Raw genomic sequence first — 20,792 nt, 5'->3', positions numbered from 1 at the left:
ATACTACAGCTCCCTGTAATGCTCAGCGCTTATAATGTATCCATTACACATAAATTTGACTAGATTAACAATTTTATTTTCACGCTTAAATTTTCATTTCTTTGAACTAAAACTATATATATACAGCCTTAGTTCAATGGCTCGCATAATCAAGAAACGACCCTTTCGCTCGTTTTATACAGTTAAAAAGCTAGCACGACTAGATTTTTATAACACTAGCAATTAGTTAACAAGTTTGTTAAAAATAAACCAATAAGAAAAACGCGCAATTTGCTCGCTATAAACATGTTAGGCATTCAAGGAAGTTTAGTGAAAATTTTAGGTATCTTAATTTCAATCTTATTTATTGCATTGGCAGGTGCGCACTTATTTGTTGAGAAAATAACTGTTGATGCAATTACGATTGTTCTTTTAGTTCTAGCCAGTCTACCTTGGTTATTTCCTTACTTAAAATCTCTTGAATTACCTGGCGGTATTAAAGTTGAACTAAAGGATGTTCTAAAAAAGGTTGAAGATGCCGTACCTGAAGATAAAACTACTACACCCAAATACGCGGGTGTAAACTCCTCGTTAGCCTTTGTGGCTCTCAGAGTTGAGATTGAAAAAACAATCAGGAAGTATCAATCTGACTTAGGCCGTAAAAGTTATTCTCTGTCTATTAGATTGCAAGTCCTCGCTAACGATAACGTGATAAGTAAACCGCTATCGGAAGCTCTACTGGAAATCGTAAAGTTAGGTAATGCAGCTGCGCATGGGCAAACAATTGATTCTGAAGAAGCTGAGCTAATTCTAATGAGATCTGATTCTTTGCTAAATAAACTCGAAGACAGTTTAAAGAATGCCTAACAAGCAATTAAACAGGGATAAAAAACTTGCGGGCTATTCGCTTCGCTCAATTTTAGCCCACAATTTTTTACCCGTTAATCGGGCGTTAGCGAGTCGTAATGACCAGAAAAGGATGGGCTAAATGATTAATTTAAAATTTACTAAGGATCATTGGATTGCATTATCTGGCGTAATTGTCGGGTCATTGATTGCTATCAGCATTCCATTATGGCAAGTATTTTGGGTTGAAACTCCAAAACTAGGAATTGATGTTATTTCTATTGAAAAAAGAATCAATAGAGATGAGTCGGTGGTTATACCTCCAGATTTACTAAAATTGATGTCGGAAGTAAACAGTAGAGATGTAAGAGCTGGGTTCGAGCAGTTATTCGCAGCTCAAGATGATAGCGATATATTTAATGATGATTTAAAGAAAATACAGTTCACCCCAGAAAAAATTGAATTATTCTTAGAAAAAACAAGATCTAATCTAGAATCTTATCCGAAACGAGTGACTTCTTTAGAAAAAGATGTCGAAGAAATTAAAGATACTGAGTCATTGAGGCTTAGCTCTAGAAAAATTAGAGAAATTTCATTCTCGTACTATTATGACGAGCTTGATCGGGAAGGACACGAGAAAAAATATGGTGAACCCAACAAAGATGTGAAGTATTTTGATAATTTAAAAAATAAGATAACTATACATATTACCAATGAGCTTGAGGAAACGAGAAAAGGCCAGATTTCTCTGTATGAGAAATTCAGTAAACTAAGTGAAGAAATTGATTCATATATACAAGATCTAAATTCAAAAAATTCAAAATACTACATAACTGCATCAATAACCAACTCTGGAAATGCAAGTGTATCAATTAAGCGCCCCGGGCTTTTTCGTGTATATATAGGTTCCGGAAACTATGTTGACTTGAAATTAGAAATACCAAGAAACTCATATAAAGAGGTTGCTCAAATAAATGAAAGGGCAACTCGTTTAATTACCTTTAATTCTAAAAAACTATCTGAATTGCCAAGCGAAGATAGAAAATTAGTTAACCAGTACTGGGGAAAGAATGTCAATGGAGTTATATTTGTGATTGATTCTTTATCCAATGTAGAGTCATCAGAGCTCACCCCATTTTCTGATGCTCTATATCAAAAACAAATTTACGACAAGTTAATATTTGAAGCATCAAAATTGAAGTGGCGCTAACAAGTCAATTAACTACGCCCCTTCGGCGCCGGACGCAGCAAAGCTGCGCCGGTTATTGAGGCGTTACCACCGTCCGCTTTTGGCATAGAGTCGTCTGTCGAATCTAACTTATTTATGTCCAAAAAAGAGCGTTCCAGCTATTTAACATCAAGTTCCATTACAACACCGTCTTCATCGTCCTCTTCGGTAACCACAAAACCAAACTGAGAATAAAATTTTCGCATCGTATGGTGGCCAGGCATGTAGAGTATGGTTATTTTTTTACATTCTGGAATTTTTTTCATCTCGTTAATTACTAATTCTGTTGCGATTTTACCTATACCTTGGCCTTGATATTTTACATCAACCATAAACTGAGCAATGTAAAACTCATCAGGTAGCCCTTCTTCAAGCTCTTGGTAATATTGAATAAAACCGACAACCTCATCTTCACGATATATTGCTCGATTAACATAATGGGAATAAAAGCTTGATTCAGCGATAGACTCTGAATTTAACGCTACGTAATCCTCTTGCTCTTTAGTTATTTCTAAGTGAATTACATCTAGCCAATTATCCTTCGTAACATCACGCAAAGTTACATTCATAAAATTCCCTTTATTTTTTCAGTAAATGTATAGATATGGGTAAAGTGAATAAAAACAATACATAATTGAAAAATATGACTTTAACTATATACGACAACTTTTACATTAAAATCGCTTGGTCGTTAAACCACCAAGTTTATTTGGTAATCAAATAATCGGGAGCACCGCCAAGCGATTTAGTTTTATTTATTGACCCGTTAAACGCTTTGCAAATGAAATTGCATAAGCTGTTGAGCGTAATTTAAGTACTTTGTCATCACTCGGCATAAAGCCTTTAGATAGTAGGTTTGGGTCATAATTTGTGAGGTCGCAGCCTGAGTCACCTGTCGATTCTATGCTGAGCTTTCCTAAATTAATTGTTTTGCGATCAGCAGGCCATCGTACTGAAGGGTCCGTTAATGCATCACCGTGCTCAGCTAATTCAGCCTGAAAACGATAATGAATCTTCCCTTTTGCTAAATCCTCTTCAAGTCGCATAGCCAGAAATGATTTAGGGAAGGTTTTCATTTGCTCTTCTGTTAGCACCTGCTCTGGCTCTTCTGGCACCATGGTCCATCTAAAGGCATGCTTAGCGCCCTTTTCATCAACCATGTAAAAGGTATGCACACCAAAATAACGTGAAGACACATAAGATGCTGGCGGGTTATGGCTTTGCAGCCAATTAAATTGCCCTAATGTACTCGGGTTTTGCTCTCTGTATGCTTTTACTTTTGCAAAATCTATTTGCCCAGTTTTTTCGTCAGGTACTAATGTACTTAGCAAACCAAAAAACGCTTCTGGGCTGTTCCCTGCAAATACAGGCGTTGTTAGCCCTGCAATATTGTGCACATCACCATTTTCTAGTAAAAACTGCACCCCCATTCCTCGCGGCGAGCGTGATGTTTCATCAGCTTGAGGGTTACCACCGCCCATAGAAAAACGAATATTTGCTTTTGATGGCGCATTAAATAAAGGGCTAATTGAATACTGCTTTGCAGCTTGATTAGGTGTAAATGTGCCGACAGCGCACACCCCTTTGGCGTGACCTTTTCTGATTCCGGGTTGCTTACCTGAAAGCTTTTCGAATAAATTAATAAAATCTTGCCCGTTTACTGATTGCTCAGCAAAACTTGCTGTCGGTAAAACAAGACACATTGCACAAACTAAAGACGTAATTTTTATCATTTATCCATCCTTTAAACTTAGTTCCGACAAAAATGACCAGATAAACTTCAAAATGATTTCACCAAAGTTAATAAATATTTTTACCAACAAAAACGCTACAAACATTTAATAAACTTAGAATATTTATTTAACCACCGTTTTTTTAAAAGCTGCTAACTTTAAATTTAGGATCCGAAAAACTGCTGTGGCGCCCAGCATTTTAAAATAATCCGTGTTTTTAACACGACTATGGCTAGTCCACTTAATCGTAAATTTTGTGGCTTAGTCAAAACAACAAGGACCTAATTATGGTGAAACAACATAAAAAAACCACTGCAAACGCTGATGTAGATATGACTCCAATGCTCGATATTGTGTTTATCTTGCTGATATTTTTTATCGTCACAACCTCATTTGTTAAAGAGCGCGCTATTGAAGTGAACCGCCCTTTAACAAAACCAAGTCTTGAAAACCCTAAAAAGCAAGCGCAATTTATTATCACTGAAAACGACAGTATTTACTTTGCAAACCGGCTTATCACACCAGAGCAGATAATCGCTAACCTTGCGTTATTTGCCGCACAGTTTGAAATGACCAATGTGCAAGTAACAGCAAGTGAGCAAAGCAGCCATAAAACCTTGGTCACCTTGCTTGATAAAATAAAACAATATCAAGATGTACCAATCTCTATAAGCACGTCTTTATAATTTATATCAAAGGGGTCATTTGACCCTTTTTTAATATTAAAAATAAAAAACCGTCACATCTTTGTAAAAAAGCCTCTCTATTATTGTCTGCAACAAATCTGGTCTAGTCCAGATTAATTTAAAAATAAGAGGCTCAACAGATGATTAAACGACGTACACTCAGCACAGCTGTTTTTTTGTGCAGCTACCCATTTTTATCAGCGCATAGCGCTTTTGCCACTGATGCAAAAATTCAAGGCTCTATCACAGATCATAGTAATCGCTTGCCAGGTGCTTTGGTTAAAGTCGTTGGCACAAATCAATCAACGGTGACTGATTATGATGGTAAGTTTGAGCTTGCTAAATTAGATGCAGGCCACTACCAACTTGAAGTTTCGTATATGGGTTATAGCAGCCAGATTGTTGATGTTGAGATAAGCAACAATGAGGTTAAATTACTGTCTCCTATTGTGATGGATAATTCAGCTAACACCATTGAAGAAGTCGTTGCTGTTGGTCAAATTCAACGTGGTGAAATGGCTGCGGCCAATAGCCAAAAGAATGCTAAAAATATTAAAAATGTTATTTCGGCTGATGGCATCGGTAAGTTGCCAGACCGTAACGCAGCTGAAGCAGTTCAACGCATCCCTGGTGTTTCTATAGAGCGCGACCAAGGCGAAGGCCGATTTGTTGCTGTTCGCGGCTTACCTGCCCAGTGGAGCTCTGCAACTATCAATGGCAACCGATTACCAACTGCAGAAGAAGAAACCACCAGCCGCGCCACTGCGTTTGACTTTTTCCCGAGTGAGCTTATTGAATTTGTAGAGGTATCAAAAGCATTAACGCCAGAGATGGAGGGAGATGCTATTGGTGGTAACGTTAACTTTATAACCAAAAAAGCACCCGATGATTTTGTATTTAATGCCAATTTAGCACTCGGTCAAAACGAACTAGCTGATGGCAATAACTACTCAGCCAACTTACTTTATGGCGATCGCATCTTAGATGACAAGTTAGGTTTTTTAATTAACGCAACGGCTTGGCAACGCGACTGGGCAACAGATAACTTTGAACCACGTCGAGGAAATGATGGTTTAGGTATTTATCGTTTAGAGCTAAGAGATTACACCGGAACTCGTGAAACTTACGGTTTAAATGGTTCTGTTGAATACCAGCTAGAACAAGGCAATGTTAGTGCTAGTGCCATGTACGGCACACTAATCGACGATGAAACGCATTATAAGCATCGTATGCGTTTTGATAAAGACAGAGCAGAGCTACAACATATTAGAAATGAGCTCATAACAGAAATGACGGGCTTTGAGTTTGCTGGTGAGCATTTCTTTGGCTACGACAAAACATTAAATTGGTCTTTATCTAGCTATGAAAACGAATTTAGGTATGGCAACACGCCTAACAGTGAAGATAACAGTTATTTTGTAGTTCGATTTGACCAAAAAAATGTCGGTTACGAAGGCCTTGAAGACAGAGATACAGGCAAAAACTACGCTTATAACACGATTGATGGTGGTTCAGATCCATGGGATCAAATCAGTACTCATCTACCAAGTGGTTTTTCGTTTGACCCAAGCCAAATGGGCTTATCGTGGGTCGAACTATATAAAATTAAGGTGAATGAAAAAGATAAAATTGTTGCCGCTTTAGACTTTGAGTGGCAACTCAACAGCGACCTTATTGTTAAAGTAGGTGCAAAATACCGCGATAAAGAACGCGTTGCTAGGTTCAGTGATGAATTTTATGCATGGGATACTGAAAACTATGGCGTAGCCCCGACTCTGAGTGATTTTACATTAGCGGACCAACCGGGCCGAAGTGACTATTTAAGCGAGCTTTCTTACGATTATCAAAGTCAGTTTTCACAAGTTGCTAGTACTGATGACTTAGCAAATTTTTGGAATAACAATAAAGACAAGTTTGTGCTTGATAAGAGTGAATCTGCTTTAATCGAAAATGGTGGAGCACTTGGCAGAAACTTTGATGTTAATGAACAACATACATCTTTATATGGTATGGCAACATATACCATTAATGCTAATTGGGAAATGCTAACAGGTCTTCGTTTAACTCAAACCGACACCGAAGTTGACGGTTATATTTACCTTGCAGATGAAGATAAAGTCGAAAGCGTTAAAGCAAACAATGACTACTTGTCTGTGTTACCTGCATTGCATTTAACCTATCACCCTAACAGTCAAACCAATTATCGACTTGCATTAACTCGCTCTTTTGCTCGTCCTGACTTTGGCTCATTAACGCCAGGTGCAACTTACTTAGAAGCAGACAACGAATTAACTTCTGGTAACCCAAATTTAGAGCCGACTTATTCTAACAATGTCGACTTAATGGCTGAATACTTCTTTGACCGCTTAGGGTTAGTTTCTCTGGGGATATTTTATAAAGACATTACCGATCCTATTTTTCAAAGTAGCTCTATAGGAGAGTTCGGCAATAACACTGGGGTTAATATTATTCGCCCTGAAAATGGCGATAGCGCATGGCTTGCAGGTCTCGAGGTCGCGTTCAATCGTGATTTAGGGTTTATTACACCTGAACTAAATAACTTTGGCATCATGGCTAATGCGACCTTCATGGATTCAGAAATGACGATTCCAGATCGCGCAGACAAAGTCTCCATTCCTCGCCAAGCAGATAGTCTCTACAACTTTACGGTGTATTACGATAATACGCATTTTGCAGCTCGATTAGCCGTTAACTTCAAAGGTGAATACATTGAAGAGCATGGCAGCAGCAAACAATTTGATAGCTATTATGGCGACAATACAAGCGTTGACTTTACCACGTCATATCAGCTTAACGAAAACGCATTAGTCTACCTCGAACTGAATAACTTAACCAACGAGCCTCTTAAATACTACCTAGGCGATGAAAGCCGTCCTCTACAAGTAGAGTACTACGGTGTACGCGGCATGGTTGGCTTTAACTATCAGTTCTAATCAGTTTTTGAGTTGTATGCGGGGCCATTGCCCCGCAAAGGATACCTAATGTTTTCACACCCTAATTGGCTTAAACGTGCGCAAGGAACCGGTTTTGTGTTATTTGCAGCCAGTGCTGCATTTCTCACTTACTTTTCTATGTACGCATTTCGTAAGCCATTCACTGCAAATAGTTACACTGAATTCGACGATCCGAGTTGGCAGATAAGCTTTAAGATTGCACTGATTTTGGCGCAAGTTTTTGGCTATTTATGCGCTAAATTTATTGGCATAAAAGTTATTTCAGAGATGCAGCATCAGCAACGAGGTTTAACAATTATTGGCCTTATTGCCGCTGCAGAAATATCGCTGGTGTTATTTGCTATCACTCCGATTGGGTTAAATGTTATTTGGCTATTTTTTAATGGCCTCTCACTAGGCATGATTTGGGGACTTGTTTTTAGCTTTCTTGAAGGAAGAAAAACCAGTGAAATTCTAGGCGCTATTTTGAGTGTCACTTTTATATTGGCATCAGGGCTTGTTCGCAGTGTAGGCAAATGGCTTATTGATACACTAAATGTACCTGAACTTTGGATGCCTGCAGCAACAGGTGCGCTATTTTTCCCGCTGCTATTGTTTAGTGTTAAATGCTTAACCCTCATTCCAGAACCAACAATAGAGGACGAACAAGCAAGACAAAAACGCTTATCTATGGATGGCAAAGCTCGTTGGCAATTTTTTAAACAGTATTGGTTTGGTATTAGCAGCCTCATTTTAAGCTTCATGCTGTTTACTGGTTTTCGTGATTTCCGTGACAATTTTGCAGCTGAAATTTGGCAAGCTCTTGGCCATGGTGAAGAACCTGCCATTTTCGCCTACGCGGGGATCAGAATGTCATTTATTGTCCTTATCGCATTAGGCGCGATGGTTTTGGTAAAAAACAACAAAACCGCATTTTATGTCAATCACGGCTTTATTTTATTCGGTGCCGCTTTGTTATTGTCGAGCACCTTTGCTTTTGAAGCTAACTTGATATCCGCAAAAGCGTGGATGGTCTTACTTGGCTCAGGTCTCTATATCAGTTACATCCCGTATAACTGTTTTCTATTTGACCGAATGATTTCTGCCGTTGGCTCTGTCGCTAATGCTGGTTTTTTAATTTATCTTGCTGATTCTGCGGGCTATCTTGGCTCTGTCAGTATTTTACTGTACAGAACATTTGCTATGCCTGAACTCAGTTGGCTTAACTTCTTTATTAACGCTTGTTACTTAGTTGGCATTGTTGCCGCCGCTTTAGTTGCATGTTCACTGTGTTATTTCACAGTACGTTTATCCCCTATTCGAACTCATCACTCAAAACAGGTTGTGACCTGAAACAATTAAAAGAGAATCTTATGAAAAACATAGAAGCTATCATTTTAGATTGGGCTGGAACTGTCGTGGATTATGGCTCAGTTGCCCCCACTACCATTTTTGTTGAAGCATTTAAACAAGCTTATGACTTTGAGATTTCACTTGCTGAAGCGCGTATTCCAATGGGTATGGGAAAATGGGATCACATTGCCACACTTGGAAAATTGGAGTCAGTTGCTTCACGCTGGCACTCACAGTTTGGCCGAGCAATGTCAGACTCAGATATTGATCACATCTATCAAACTTTCATGCCATTGCAAAAGGCAAAAGTAGCAGACAGAGCAATGCCTATTCCTGGTGCGCTTGAAGTGATCAATCGCTTGAAACAGCAAAACATCAAAGTAGGCAGTTGTTCGGGCTACCCTCGCCAAGTTATGGAAGTGTTAGTCAGTGCCGCTGCAGACTATGGCTATCAACCGGATCATTGGGTAGCAAGTGACGACCTTAAAGCCGGTTCTCGCCCTGGCCCTTGGATGGCTCTTGAAAATGTAAATGCTTTAGGCATTAAAAAAGTTGCTAACTGTATCAAAATTGATGATTCAGCCCCCGGCATCGAAGAAGGTTTGAATGCCGGCATGTGGACAATTGGCCTCGCATTAAGCGGTAATGCGGTTGGCTTAACAGAGCAAGAGTGGCAAGCATGTAGTGCTGAAAAAAAGCAGCAACTGACACGTCAAGCTTACCAAAGCTTGTACTCTGCAGGTGCACATTTCGTGGTCGACTCACTGGCTGATATTGAAGCTGTTTTAATGGAGATTGATGCAAAACTAAGCCGAGGGGAGCGCCCATAATGCAGTTTCAACCTTTTTGGTTTGATAATGCAATGCAAGAGGAAGCCTATGCGCTTCCTCTTTCATTACCTGCAAAGCACCATTGCGATGTATGTATCATAGGTGGTGGTTTTACAGGCCTTTGGACCGCTATCAAACTTAAGCAGCAACAAGCTAATTTAAAAGTTACCATCATTGAAAAAGGCTATTGCGGGCAAGGCGCATCAGGGCGAAATGGCGGTGCAATGTTAACTTGGTCAACTAAGCTGCCCAGTTTAAGTAAGTTAGTCGGTTTCGAAAAGGCACTGTTTTTAGTCAGAGAGTCTGAGTCAGCGGTTCATCAAATTGCAGAGTTTGTTTGTCAGCACGGTATCGACTGCGATTGTCGAATTGATGGCTGTTATTACACCGCCTCAAATGAAGCACAAAAGCACTTGTTAGCCCCCGCAATAAAAATGCTTGAGGATAACAATCTTAATGCATGGCAACACTGTGATACTCAAGCTCTTATCAATACAGGATCAGCCGCCAATATTAGCGGTCATTATTCACCTCATGGTGGTAGTATTCAGCCGGCAAAATTAGTTCGTGGTTTAAAACAGGTCGCTGAAAGTTTAGGCATTACAATTATTGAACAGTGCCAGTACACAGCACATAGCGGACAGTCCCCCCTAAATGTTGAAACAAGCCAAGGTAATATTTGTGCTAATCATCTAGTATTTGCCGTTAATGCGTGGCTCCCTACCCTAAAGCCGCAGTTTCAACGTAATATCGTGCTGGTTTCAAGCGATATGGCAATTACTAAACCGATGCCTGAAACGCTAAATCATTTAAGTCTCAATCATGGCGCTGCAATAATAGACTCCCGTATTTTTGTAAACTATTACCGAACCACTACTGATGGTCGATTAATGCTTGGCAAAGGCGGAAATTATTTTAGCTTCGCAAACAGAGTGAGTGATAAATTTGAGCAGCCGAGTCGCTATCAAACGCTATTAAATAACTCTTTATCACACTTTTTCCCTAACCATAATTTTGAAATTGATCGAACTTGGACAGGCCCTTCTGACCGAAGTGTCACTGGCTTCCCGTTTTTTGGACATTTGAATAATCAAGCAAACGTTATCTACGCCGAGGGTTATTCTGGTAATGGCGTCGTACAGTCTTTTTTAGGGGCAAATATTCTGTGTGCTTTAATTTTAAAGAATGCACCTGTTTGGCAACACTGTGGCCTTGTAAATCAAACATTAGACAACTTTGTAGTTGAGCCCTTTCGAACTGTCGGCGCTTACCTAATTCGTAATGCAATTCGTCGTAAAGAACGAGCAGAAGACAATAACACCCATGTAAATCCAATAGATACGTATCTTGCCAGCCTCATAGGCAGCGCAGGAAAAGTCGATATGAAATCGTAGAGTTTTTTAGATGACCATTACACACCAACAAACAATTACACAGATCTGTTATTTATTTGAGCAGTTTGGTTACCAACACTATGACGAAATTTGTACTCAGTATTCTCATGCAGCCCAGTGCGCTGGGCTTGCATTGCAGCAAAAATTAAGCGCTGATACTGTCGTTGCTGCATTTTTACATGATATTGGGCATTTAATCGCACAGCAGCAAAATCTCACGATGACCAAGCAAGGATATGTGAATCACTGCGAGCTTGGCGCAATTTTTTTAAAAGAAAATAACTTTAATGATGCTGTCGTTGCCATGGTTTCTCAACATGTTCAAGCTAAACGCTATTTAGTCGCAAAGAATGCTGGTTATGAGCAAACACTTTCGCCTGCCAGTACACTCACCTTGCAACAACAAGGTGGCCCTTTGTCGTTACAACAAGCTAATCAACTTGCAGCCCAGCCATTTTTTGAAGAAATTTTACAATTAAGAGAACTTGACGACTGTGCAAAAGATCCAAATATGCATATTGAACCACTTTCTTTTTGGCTAGATTACTTAGATAACTATTTAATTTCATAATCAAACGTTATAAATCCCTTTATTATCAGTTAAGCTAAAGCTGTATTTAGCAAAAAGGCACCGTATGCTTTTATATCAACAAATCAGAAATTACATACATCAATTACTAAGCGAAGGGACTCTGAACACGGGTGACAAACTCCCTTCTGAGCGTTTGTTACAAGAACAATTTAACTCGACCCGTATTACAGTGCGTGAGGCGCTACTTCGTTTAGAAGCTGAAGGATTGATCTATAGCCAAACGCGCCGTGGTTGGTTTGTAACACCAACAAAACTTAAGTGGAATCCTGCCACTAAAGTAAATTTTTATGAACTTGCAAAACAACAAGGCTTTGTTGCTGATACCAAAGTGATTAGCCATCAAGAAATTAGCAATCATGATTTAAAAGCAGAATTTTCTGCATCCACTTTGCACCATTTGCAACGAGCCCGCAGCCTTGATGAGCGTTTAGTGATGTTTGAAGATATTTTTTGTGATGCTGCGCGTTTTGATGGCCTTGCTGAGCACAACCTAAATGGCTCGATAACACAAATAATGGCAAATCAATACGCAACAAATGTAGTCAATGAGCAGTGCGCGATTAGTGTGACTGTCCTTCCTGACGATGTAGCACAGGTATTGCAAAAAAATAGTGGCACACCCTGTTTAAAAGTTATTCGTAAACGCTTTGATGAACTAGGCAGTTTAGTAGATTACAATATAGAGTATTGGTTGCATAATGCCATTGAAATGACTGTCGAAGGTCACTAAGGCAATAAATGAAAAAAGGCTTTGTTAAACAAAGCCTTTACACGGGTGAACATTCTTTATAACCAATATCTGCTGTTTGATATTGCCTCAATTAAACGTGTAATATCGTTTTCGAACACATGACCAATATTGCCAATTCTGAAGCAGTCAGCATCTGACACCTTACCTGGGTAAATCACAAACCCTTGGTTTTTAAGCAACAAGTAAAACTCTTTAAAGTCATACCCATTCGCTGTTGGAGAATAAAATGAGGTGATAATCGGTGAATGTAAGCTCTCATCTAAGAGCGTTTGAAAACCTAACTCTCTCATCGCAGTGACTAAAAGTTGCTGATTGTCTTTATAACGCTTATGACGTGCTGCAATACCACCCTCTTGTTCTAATTCAATTAGAGCTTGATGAAATGCGCGTACAACATGTGTAGGAGATGTGAAACGCCATTTACCTTGATTATTCTCCATACACTGCCACTGTGCATGTAAATCAAGTGACAACGAACGTGGAACCCCCTGTGATTCTTCAATTAAGTCACGTTTGCAAATTACAAAACCAAAACCTGGAACACCTTGAATACACTTATTAGATGAGCTAATCATTACATCAATGTGCCAATCTGCTAAGTCAAACGGTACGCCACCAAAGCTGCTCATTGCGTCTAAAATATACACTTTGTTATGGCGTGATAATAGTTCGCCCACTTGCTTTGCTGGGTTTAGCATGCCGGTCGTCGTTTCGCAGTGCACCATTGCAACATGACTAATGTTTTCATCACTCAAGAGTGTTTTTTCAATGTCGTCACAGCTTGGTAGCTGAGTTTCAGTGTAATTTAAAACACAATGGTCAACACCTAAATACTTGGCAATTTCTGCCATCCGTTTACCATATGCGCCATTGTTTATTATTAATAACTTATGTTCATTTGCGACTAAACTACCTAAAGCACTTTCTACACTCGCAGTGCCACTGCCCTGCATTAATGTGCACGTATAGTCAGAACTTTTAGTGGCCAAAGTTACAAGTTTGCTGCGAATAGCCTGTACAACACCTAAGTTATAATCGTCATCCCATGTACACCAATCCTTTAACATCGCTTGTTTTACACTGTCCGATGTTGTTAATGGGCCAGGAGTTAACAGTAAATATTCATTCATTTTTAATATCGCCTAAAATCTGGTCTAGTCCAGATATTATTAGGGATTTATGTTGATAAAAAAAGTGAAGTTTTTATGACTGCATTAAAAAAGGGCCTAACGGCCCTTTGCAAGTTAAATAATAAAGGAATCTAAAGGGAGTTTAGAACTTGTACTCTGCACCTACGTAGTAGTACGCACCGTTAAAACCAAATGGTGCTGAACGACGTGAGTAAGTGAATACACCAGGGCTTGAAACAATTGTGTTGCCGCTAGCATCAACAATCGTACCCGAGCGCGAATTACCAATGGTGTTCTTATCTGGGTAAACATCAAATAAGTTATTTGCACCAATGTTAAATGACAGGTTTTCGTTAAAGAAGTAGTTAACTTTAACATCAGTTAAGATTTCAGCACCGTATGTTTGACGGCCACCATCTTCAACTGTGTATTCGCCGTAACGGTTTAAAGATAGGTTTACAGTCCAATCTTCTAAACGGTAAAGCGCACTTAAGTTAATGCGGTCTTCTGGTTGCCATTCTTCGATAATTGATGTTTCTTGGGCAGAAAACACATCTTCTACCGGAATAGTTTCAAGGCCACTGCCTGATGGCGTAAATAAATCAACCACATCAGTTTTAGTGAAATTAGCAGCAAAGGTGAAATCTAGCGTGCCGCCAAGGCCTTCTGTGTTCCATGTAGCAACTAAATCAACACCTTCTGTTTCTGTATCTGCACCATTTAAGAAGAACTGACCTGCACCTGCGCCTGAACTTTCAAGTGCAGCATCGAGCGTATCTGATAAACCTTTACCTAAACGGTTAGAAATAACGATACGGTCGTCGATATCAATCGAGTAGTAGTCAATGGTTAAATTGATATTGTCGGTCACGTTATACACAATACCTAAACTACGGTTTTGTGATTTTTCTTCTTTTAACTTAGGAATACCAATTGATTGCGCTAAGGTACTGTCGTTTCTAAACGTACCTACTTGCTCAGCCACTAAGCTGCCATCATCGCCTACAACAAACTGTGTACTTACGTTATTAAAGTAAAGTTGTTGCATAGAAGGTGCTCTAAAACCTGTGCTTAATGCACCACGTAGAGACACATCTTCAGTCACAGACCAGTTACCCGCTAACTTAAAGTTAACTGTATCGCCAAAGCCTTTGTAGTTATCGTAACGTACCGCACCAGAAATAATTACATCATCGAAAACATAGGTTTCTGCATCCATATAGAATGAGATCACATCGCGCGACTCATCAACTGATGATGCCGGATCTGAGCCACCAAAACCTTGCGTACCGCTTGCAGCGTCAACACTACCTACACCGCCATTTAAGCCAGAATAGATGCTCACACCATCAACTGTATCGTAATCACGGTATGCGTATTCGCTACCTTCAAGAATACGGAACTCATCTGTACGAAGCTCAGCACCTAGTGCTAATGAGAAGTTGTCGTAATCTTTGGTGTAATCAAGGTTTAGAGTTTGCAGTGATAATTCAAGGCCATATGCATACGCTGAACGTGGGATAGTGGCACGAATTTCATCAGCCGTTAAACCTTGGTCATAGCGAAGGTAGTTAGCATAAGAGCCGTTGATAGTGTCACTTGTGGTGTAATCAATGCTGTTTTCACCGTAGGTGTACGATAAATCAATGCTTGAGTCATTATCGAACGATTTTTTATAACCAAAGTTATAAGATACGTCATCAATGACAGTATTAATTTTCGGTAAGAAACCCATAGGAATGGTTGCATCACCATCTTGTAATACAGGGTTACCATTAGCATTTGCGTTATGACGGAAAAACGCAGCTGATTCGTTTTCACGATTTGAATAAGTGATAAAGCCATATAGCTCACCACCAGCAAGCTCATAGCCTGTATTAACGGTTAGAGCAAATTGCTGTGAATCTGCATCACCAATTCTAAACGTATCACGAGGTGCTGTTAACTCACGAGGGTCGCCTGCTAATAGCGTACCGTCATCAAGTTCAGTACAGCCGTAAAATTGACATGAGCCATGAAGACCTGCACGGTTTGTCGGCGCACGGTCACGGTAGTTGATTGTGGTATTTAAATAACCTTCATCACCTAAAGCAAAACCTTTGTTGAAATCAACAGTTACAGTTTCGCCATCGCCCTCTGAGTACTCACCGTAATTAATCGCCGCTTTACCGCCCTCTTCAGCGTCTTTTAATACGATATTAATAACACCTGCGATGGCATCTGAACCATATTGCGCAGCAGCACCATCACGTAATACTTCAATACGTTTGATTGCAGCAGCAGGAATAGCATTCATGTCGGTACCCGCCGTACCACGACCTACTGACGTATTAATGTGAATAAGGCTCGCTTGGTGGCGGCGTTTACCATTGATAAGAACTAAGGTTTGATCTGGCCCTAAGCCACGTAATGTTGCAGGGCGAAGTGCATCAGTACCATCACTGATAGACGAGCTTGAAAAGTTAAAAGACGGTGCAATAGCCTGAAGCATACGGCCAACTTCTGTTTGACCTGTATTCTCGAGTGCTTCGGCACTTAAAATATCAACCGGAACCGGTAAATCTTCAACCGAGCGTCCTGCTACACGGCTACCGACAACGGCAATTTTTTCGATGTTTTGTTCTGCTGATTGATCTTCTGCTAACGCTTGCGTATTGGCGGCAAGCAGTAATGGCACGACTGCAGCGCTGACCCCTGATACTTTGATCATGTTATTATCTATCCTATCTACTTGTTTGAGTTTTATACTCAGCAAGCCTTGTTGATCAACAACCGCATCGAGCTCAGTGCCTTCTAGCATCGCATTAAGTGCATCAAGTTTGGTGTAAAAACCAAACACTGATTGCGCTTGATATTGCTTTGCTAATTCGAAAGAAAAAATGACTGTTTGTTCGGTTTGCTTTGCAAATTCGATTAACGCCAAATCAGCTCGTTGCGCTTTGATGTCAAATTGCAGCATTTGTTTTTCAGCCGCTATTGCTACTTGGCCTGCTGTAAGGCCATAAATAACAAAAGAGGCAGGTAACAACGGCAATTGCTTACTGCGCAATTTAAACAAACAAGTGAGGAAGAAAAATCCGCTATGTAAATTTAACTTTTTTTTAATTAATTTTTTGTGACGAGAAAGTGGCGCACAATTAACATCATTAGATTGGCGTATTCTCATAGACAGAACTAACCTTTTGCAGCGATAGTTAAGCTAACACGATGTTCACCTAAACGTTGATGTTCTACACCTAAGTTGACCTGTAAAGAATCAAGCAAACCTTTAATGTCACCAGTTTTAAACACGCCAGCCACTTTTAAAGAGGCAAGTTCTGGATCATTTAATTCAAAACGTGTGGCGGTATAACGACTCACCTCTTGCAGAGCTTCGTCTAAAGACTCGCCATTAAAAATCAGCATTTCTTGTTGCCATGCCAAATCACGTTGTACGTCATCAACAGATAACTGTTTAATTGGCTCTGTTTTACTATGTTTTATCAGTGCTTTCTCACCAGATACAACAACATTAGCGCGAAGCGCTTTTATATCTTCACTGTTATCTGAGGCGTCTTTTAAACGATTAAAGTCACTAGCATCAACCTGCGTACCAGGATCAGCAATCATCACCTTGCCCTCAGTCACCACTAGCTCTAGGTCTGAAGCGGTATTTCGCTGAACATTGAACACCGTACCAAGTGCAGTAAATGATTTATCACCAGCAATAACCGTAAACGGACGGCTCGGATCTTTGGCAACATTAAAGCGCCCTTCACCGCGGCTCAAAATTAATTGACGACGATCGCCTGAGTAGGCAACTTCAAGTTTAGTATTGGTATTGAGCTGCACAATAGTGCTGTCTGGTAACACAAATTCAGCTTGCTCACCCACTTTAGTGCGGTAAATTTTGGTAAATTTGGCGTAGTCATTTTCTTCACTTTGCCAATAGCTTGAATAGATAAGCATGATACAACCAAGCAACATCACCACTAAAAAGCTGGCAGCGGTTGCCATACCAAATACAGCAGGTTGTTTTTGCGGTGCTTTATAAGGAAACAAACTACTTAACTCATTAAGCACACTCATTTCATCCCACAAGGTCGCAAGTTCAAACAGTGCCTCTTGATGAGCTGTACTTTGATGAGCCCAGATATGTAATTGACTTACTTCATCTTTAGATAAGCCACGATCAATTGCACTGATCCAATGACTCGCCTGCTCTTGAATCATGTCTTTTGATGAAAATGGATGAACATTACTCATTTGTTCACCTCTTTTGCAGTGAACTCTGTGGTAGGGGTAAATGCCTGAGGTTGTACATCATGTGATTTCATTGCTCGGTGAACATGTAATAAGCCTTTGGCTATATGTTTTTCAACAGTACTCTCGCTGAGATCCATTTTAGCTGCAATTTCCTTTTGGCTTAAGCCATAGACTTTTTTTAAGATAAAACATTTTTTAACCTGAGGGCTTAATTCGTTAGTTACTCGGCAAAAAAACAAAAAACGTTCTTTAGAAGTCACTTCATCTTCAAGTGCCATTGAACGCATATGATGCTCAACCTGTTGTTGTTCATCTAACGATTCTTTGTATTTATTGTCCCATTTAGCGATGTGATTCAGCGCTAAATGTTTAGCTGTTTTCAGCATGTAACTGTGAGTATATTCGATATTTTGCTTAAGATCAGCTTCATAACTTTTTATAAACGTTTCTTGTACAATATCTTCTACATCATCAGGGCTGACAATTCGCGATACAAAGCGCCTAAGCTTGCTCGATATCTCGGTAAAAGCGGTGATAACCCCAGTCTGTTCTGTCATCCTTAACTCACCTTTATTATATTTTTATTGCTTTAGGGTACGAGATTTCAGTTTAATTACAAGCCATTTGTTAAGTTTTTGTACCTTAAGTAAACAAAGATTTCATAAACTCATAAAAAACCTCTGTTTTGCGCGTCACTAGGCTGTTTTGTGGTTTTAAAAACCACACTGGTGCGTCAGCATCAACAAGGCTATTAGGGAGTACTTCAATTAACCGCCCTTCGGCTAAATCTTCTTTAATTGCAATATAAGATTTAATCGCTATGCCATGGCCTGCAATCGCAGCCTGTGTCATGTTATCTGAATTAGATACAGTAAAACGCGTTCTCACATTATAATTAATGACTTGCTCGCCTTCGCTAAATTTAAGCTGTCGCTGCCATGGCAAACACACCCAGTAATGGTCTTTAAGATCCGAAACCGATTTTGGTTGCCCATATTTTTCAATATAGCTCGGTGCTGCGCACAAAATACGAGAGTTACTAACCAGCTTGCGAGAAAGCAGGTTTGAATCTGCTAACTGACCAACTCGAATAGCCACATCTTGGGCATCATCCACAATATTCACAAATTGATCTGTGATCATAAAATCGAGCTTTAAGTCGGGAAATTGCTGTTCAAAGTGGCCAAGCTCAGGCATCACAAATTTTGAAAATACCCAAGGCGGCATAGTAACTCTTAAAAGCCCTGTCACTGCTGAGCCCCGAGCGCCAATTTGATGCTCAGCATCATATAAAGCTTCTAAAATGGCACCAGCTCGTTGATAAAACAACTCCCCTGCAGGCGATAAGCGTATTCGCCGACTATCACGAAACAACAATACAGTACTTAAGGCTTTTTCTAACTTACTTAAGCGATGACTTACCGTAGCTGGTGAGAGGCCCTGAGCTTTAGCGGCGGCAACTACACCTTGGTTTTCAACTATGGCAATAAAGGTTTCTAAATCACATAAACTGTACATGGCTTTGATTCAACATTTTCGAATTTAGGTTTCAGTTTTGTATTGTATATATAAAAATTTAAAACTCTATACTTGCTACTAATTGTAAAAAATAATTGGAGCATGTATGTCTTTAAAAACCCAAATCGACGCCTTTGAAGTGCAAAAGAAAGCCAATGTCCCTGCTGATATCTTAAATTTGATGGATGTAACGACTGAAAAACTAATTGCAGAACAATTAAGCAAGCATGCTTTAAAAGTCGGTGATAAATTTCCGGCTTTTGAATTACCCGACAGCAAGGGCAAACAAATCAGCTCGACTGAATTGCTAACTAAAGGCCCGCTTGTGCTGAGTTTTTACCGTGGTGGCTGGTGCCCGTATTGTAATTTAGAGCTACGTGCACTTAACAATATGCAACAAGCATTTGCTGATCAAAATGCACAGTTAGTTGCTGTTTCGCCGCAGTTACCTGATGAATCACTGTCTACTCAACAGCAAAACGAGCTAGCTTATACGGTGCTTTCTGATGTGTCTAACTCATTGGCTAAAAAGTGTGGCTTGGTATTCACCTTAGATGAACGCTTAATCCCTGTTTACGATCAACTTGGTTTAGATATTCCAAAAGTCAATGGTGACGAAAGCTACGAATTACCACTACCAGCAACCTACGTTATTGATAGCCAAGGGGTAATTCAATTTGCGTTTGCCCATGAAGATTACACTTTAAGAGCAGAGCCTTTAGATGTTCTTAACGCAGTTAAGGCACTAAATCATGTTTAAAAAAGTATTTTTTAGTCTAGTTTTATTGGTAACCACAACCTATTCGGGAGGCACAATGGCAGAGTCTCAACACCAAGCAAAACCAAAAGTAATTGTGTTTGATGTCAACGAAACCTTGCTTGATCTTGAACAAATGCAAACCTCAGTCGCTGAAGCGCTTGATGGTAATACCCAGCTATTACCGCTTTGGTTTTCGACAATGCTTCACCACTCCTTAGTAAGTACGGTATCGAATGATTATCATGACTTTGGTGAAATTGGCGTTGCAGCACTGATGATGGTGGCAAGTAATAATCAAATTTCGTTAACCTACGAGCAAGCAAAGCAAGCGATTGTGCCACCGCTTTTATCTTTACCTGCCCATAGCGATGTTAAACCAGCTTTAGCGAAATTAAAGCAAAACTACAAACTAGTCAGCTTTACAAATTCGTCAAATAACGGTGTAAAAGCACAGTTCCAACATGCTGGTTTAACAGATTACTTTACTCACCGTTACAGTGTTGAAGATATTAAAGTGTATAAACCCGATCTGCGCGCTTACAAGTGGTTGCTTGAACAATTAAATGTAGCGCCTCACGAAGCTTTAATGGTTGCGGCTCACGGCTGGGATGTAGCAGGCGCTAAAGAAGCGGGTATGCAAACAGCGTTTATCGCAAGGCCCGGTAAAGCGCTTTACCCATTGGCAAAGCAACCAGACTACATTGTTAAAAACCTAGAAGAGTTAGCCTCTTTACTAACGAAAAAGTAAAAAACGATTTAAACCGTTATATCAACGCAAAGCGAAAATGCTTTG

18 protein-coding genes are annotated in these 20,792 nt (G+C 39.8%); 11 read left to right on the top strand and 7 right to left on the bottom strand.

Features of this window, described 5'->3' with window-relative positions; translation table 11 throughout:
• Positions 1–309 precede the first annotated feature (309 nt).
• Together CWB80_RS12850 and CWB80_RS12845 are read left to right on the top strand one after the other, a co-directional pair.
• Positions 310–846: a DUF4145 domain-containing protein gene (locus CWB80_RS12850; RefSeq protein ID WP_249362574.1), complete on the top strand. Its 537-nt coding sequence runs from the start codon at positions 310–312 to the stop codon at positions 844–846.
• A 121-nt stretch (positions 847–967) separates the two neighbouring features.
• The gene (locus CWB80_RS12845; RefSeq protein WP_138600058.1) at positions 968–2,035 is read left to right on the top strand and encodes a hypothetical protein; all 1,068 of its coding nucleotides are present in this window, start codon (positions 968–970) and stop codon (positions 2,033–2,035) included.
• 137 nt (positions 2,036–2,172) lie between these two features.
• Here the strand turns inward: CWB80_RS12845 and CWB80_RS12840 are convergent, their stop codons facing one another.
• Both CWB80_RS12840 and CWB80_RS12835 read right to left on the bottom strand, forming a co-directional pair.
• Complete coding sequence (locus CWB80_RS12840) at positions 2,173–2,622, bottom strand: GNAT family N-acetyltransferase (RefSeq protein ID WP_138600057.1); 450 nt, start codon at positions 2,620–2,622, stop codon at positions 2,173–2,175.
• 186 nt (positions 2,623–2,808) lie between these two features.
• A complete protein-coding gene (locus CWB80_RS12835) occupies positions 2,809–3,786 on the bottom strand; it encodes a catalase family peroxidase (RefSeq protein WP_138600056.1) in 978 nt (325 codons plus the stop codon).
• Between the two features lie 287 nt (positions 3,787–4,073).
• Here CWB80_RS12835 and CWB80_RS12830 point away from each other — a divergent pair, with 287 nt between their 5' ends.
• The 7 genes from CWB80_RS12830 to CWB80_RS12800 all read left to right on the top strand — a co-directional run bounded on the left by CWB80_RS12830 (position 4,074) and on the right by CWB80_RS12800 (position 12,325).
• Positions 4,074–4,472, top strand: a complete 399-nt coding sequence (locus CWB80_RS12830; protein WP_138600055.1) for an ExbD/TolR family protein — start codon at positions 4,074–4,076, stop codon at positions 4,470–4,472.
• Positions 4,473–4,612: 140 nt separating this feature from the next.
• Positions 4,613–7,426: a TonB-dependent receptor gene (locus CWB80_RS12825; RefSeq protein WP_138600054.1), complete on the top strand. Its 2,814-nt coding sequence runs from the start codon at positions 4,613–4,615 to the stop codon at positions 7,424–7,426.
• A gap of 48 nt (positions 7,427–7,474) precedes the next feature.
• On the top strand, positions 7,475–8,779 hold the full coding sequence (locus CWB80_RS12820) for a DUF5690 family protein (protein ID WP_138600053.1): 1,305 nt from the start codon (positions 7,475–7,477) through the stop codon (positions 8,777–8,779).
• A gap of 20 nt (positions 8,780–8,799) precedes the next feature.
• Positions 8,800–9,609, top strand: coding sequence for a phosphonoacetaldehyde hydrolase (gene phnX, locus CWB80_RS12815; RefSeq protein WP_138600052.1), 810 nt, complete (start codon positions 8,800–8,802; stop codon positions 9,607–9,609).
• On the top strand, positions 9,609–11,003 hold the full coding sequence (locus CWB80_RS12810; protein ID WP_138600051.1) for an FAD-dependent oxidoreductase: 1,395 nt from the start codon (positions 9,609–9,611) through the stop codon (positions 11,001–11,003). Before phnX ends, CWB80_RS12810 begins: the two co-directional genes overlap by 1 nt.
• 10 nt (positions 11,004–11,013) lie before the next feature.
• A complete protein-coding gene (locus tag CWB80_RS12805; RefSeq protein ID WP_138600050.1) occupies positions 11,014–11,574 on the top strand; it encodes an HD domain-containing protein in 561 nt (186 codons plus the stop codon).
• 64 nt (positions 11,575–11,638) lie between these two features.
• Positions 11,639–12,325: a UTRA domain-containing protein gene (locus tag CWB80_RS12800; RefSeq protein WP_138600049.1), complete on the top strand. Its 687-nt coding sequence runs from the start codon at positions 11,639–11,641 to the stop codon at positions 12,323–12,325.
• 56 nt (positions 12,326–12,381) lie between these two features.
• Here CWB80_RS12800 and phnW read toward each other — a convergent pair whose 3' ends face one another.
• From phnW to CWB80_RS12775, 5 genes are all read right to left on the bottom strand, one after another.
• The gene (phnW, locus tag CWB80_RS12795) at positions 12,382–13,476 is read right to left on the bottom strand and encodes a 2-aminoethylphosphonate--pyruvate transaminase (RefSeq protein ID WP_138600048.1); all 1,095 of its coding nucleotides are present in this window, start codon (positions 13,474–13,476) and stop codon (positions 12,382–12,384) included.
• Between the two features lie 142 nt (positions 13,477–13,618).
• Positions 13,619–16,525 (bottom strand): TonB-dependent receptor plug domain-containing protein, encoded by a 2,907-nt coding sequence (locus CWB80_RS12790; RefSeq protein WP_502705007.1) that lies wholly within the window; start codon positions 16,523–16,525, stop codon positions 13,619–13,621.
• Between the two features lie 125 nt (positions 16,526–16,650).
• A complete protein-coding gene (locus CWB80_RS12785) occupies positions 16,651–17,721 on the bottom strand; it encodes a FecR family protein (protein WP_138600046.1) in 1,071 nt (356 codons plus the stop codon).
• Positions 17,718–18,278: an RNA polymerase sigma factor gene (locus tag CWB80_RS12780; protein ID WP_138600045.1), complete on the bottom strand. Its 561-nt coding sequence runs from the start codon at positions 18,276–18,278 to the stop codon at positions 17,718–17,720. The genes CWB80_RS12785 and CWB80_RS12780 overlap by 4 nt, the downstream gene beginning before the upstream one ends.
• Before the next feature lie 85 nt (positions 18,279–18,363).
• The gene (locus tag CWB80_RS12775) at positions 18,364–19,239 is read right to left on the bottom strand and encodes a LysR family transcriptional regulator (protein ID WP_138600044.1); all 876 of its coding nucleotides are present in this window, start codon (positions 19,237–19,239) and stop codon (positions 18,364–18,366) included.
• 106 nt (positions 19,240–19,345) lie between these two features.
• On the opposite strand from CWB80_RS12775, the gene CWB80_RS12770 reads away from it, so the two are divergent.
• Entirely contained in the window at positions 19,346–19,999 is a 654-nt protein-coding gene (locus CWB80_RS12770) for a peroxiredoxin-like family protein (RefSeq protein ID WP_138600043.1), read from the top strand.
• A 55-nt stretch (positions 20,000–20,054) separates the two neighbouring features.
• Positions 20,055–20,747, top strand: coding sequence for a haloacid dehalogenase type II (locus CWB80_RS12765; RefSeq protein WP_138600042.1), 693 nt, complete (start codon positions 20,055–20,057; stop codon positions 20,745–20,747).
• Positions 20,748–20,792: the final 45 nt, after the last annotated feature.

The organism is Pseudoalteromonas sp. S1650, assembly GCF_005887195.1.
GTDB lineage: Bacteria > Pseudomonadota > Gammaproteobacteria > Enterobacterales > Alteromonadaceae > Pseudoalteromonas > Pseudoalteromonas simplex.
This window is presented reverse-complemented; position numbering and strand designations above follow the sequence as displayed.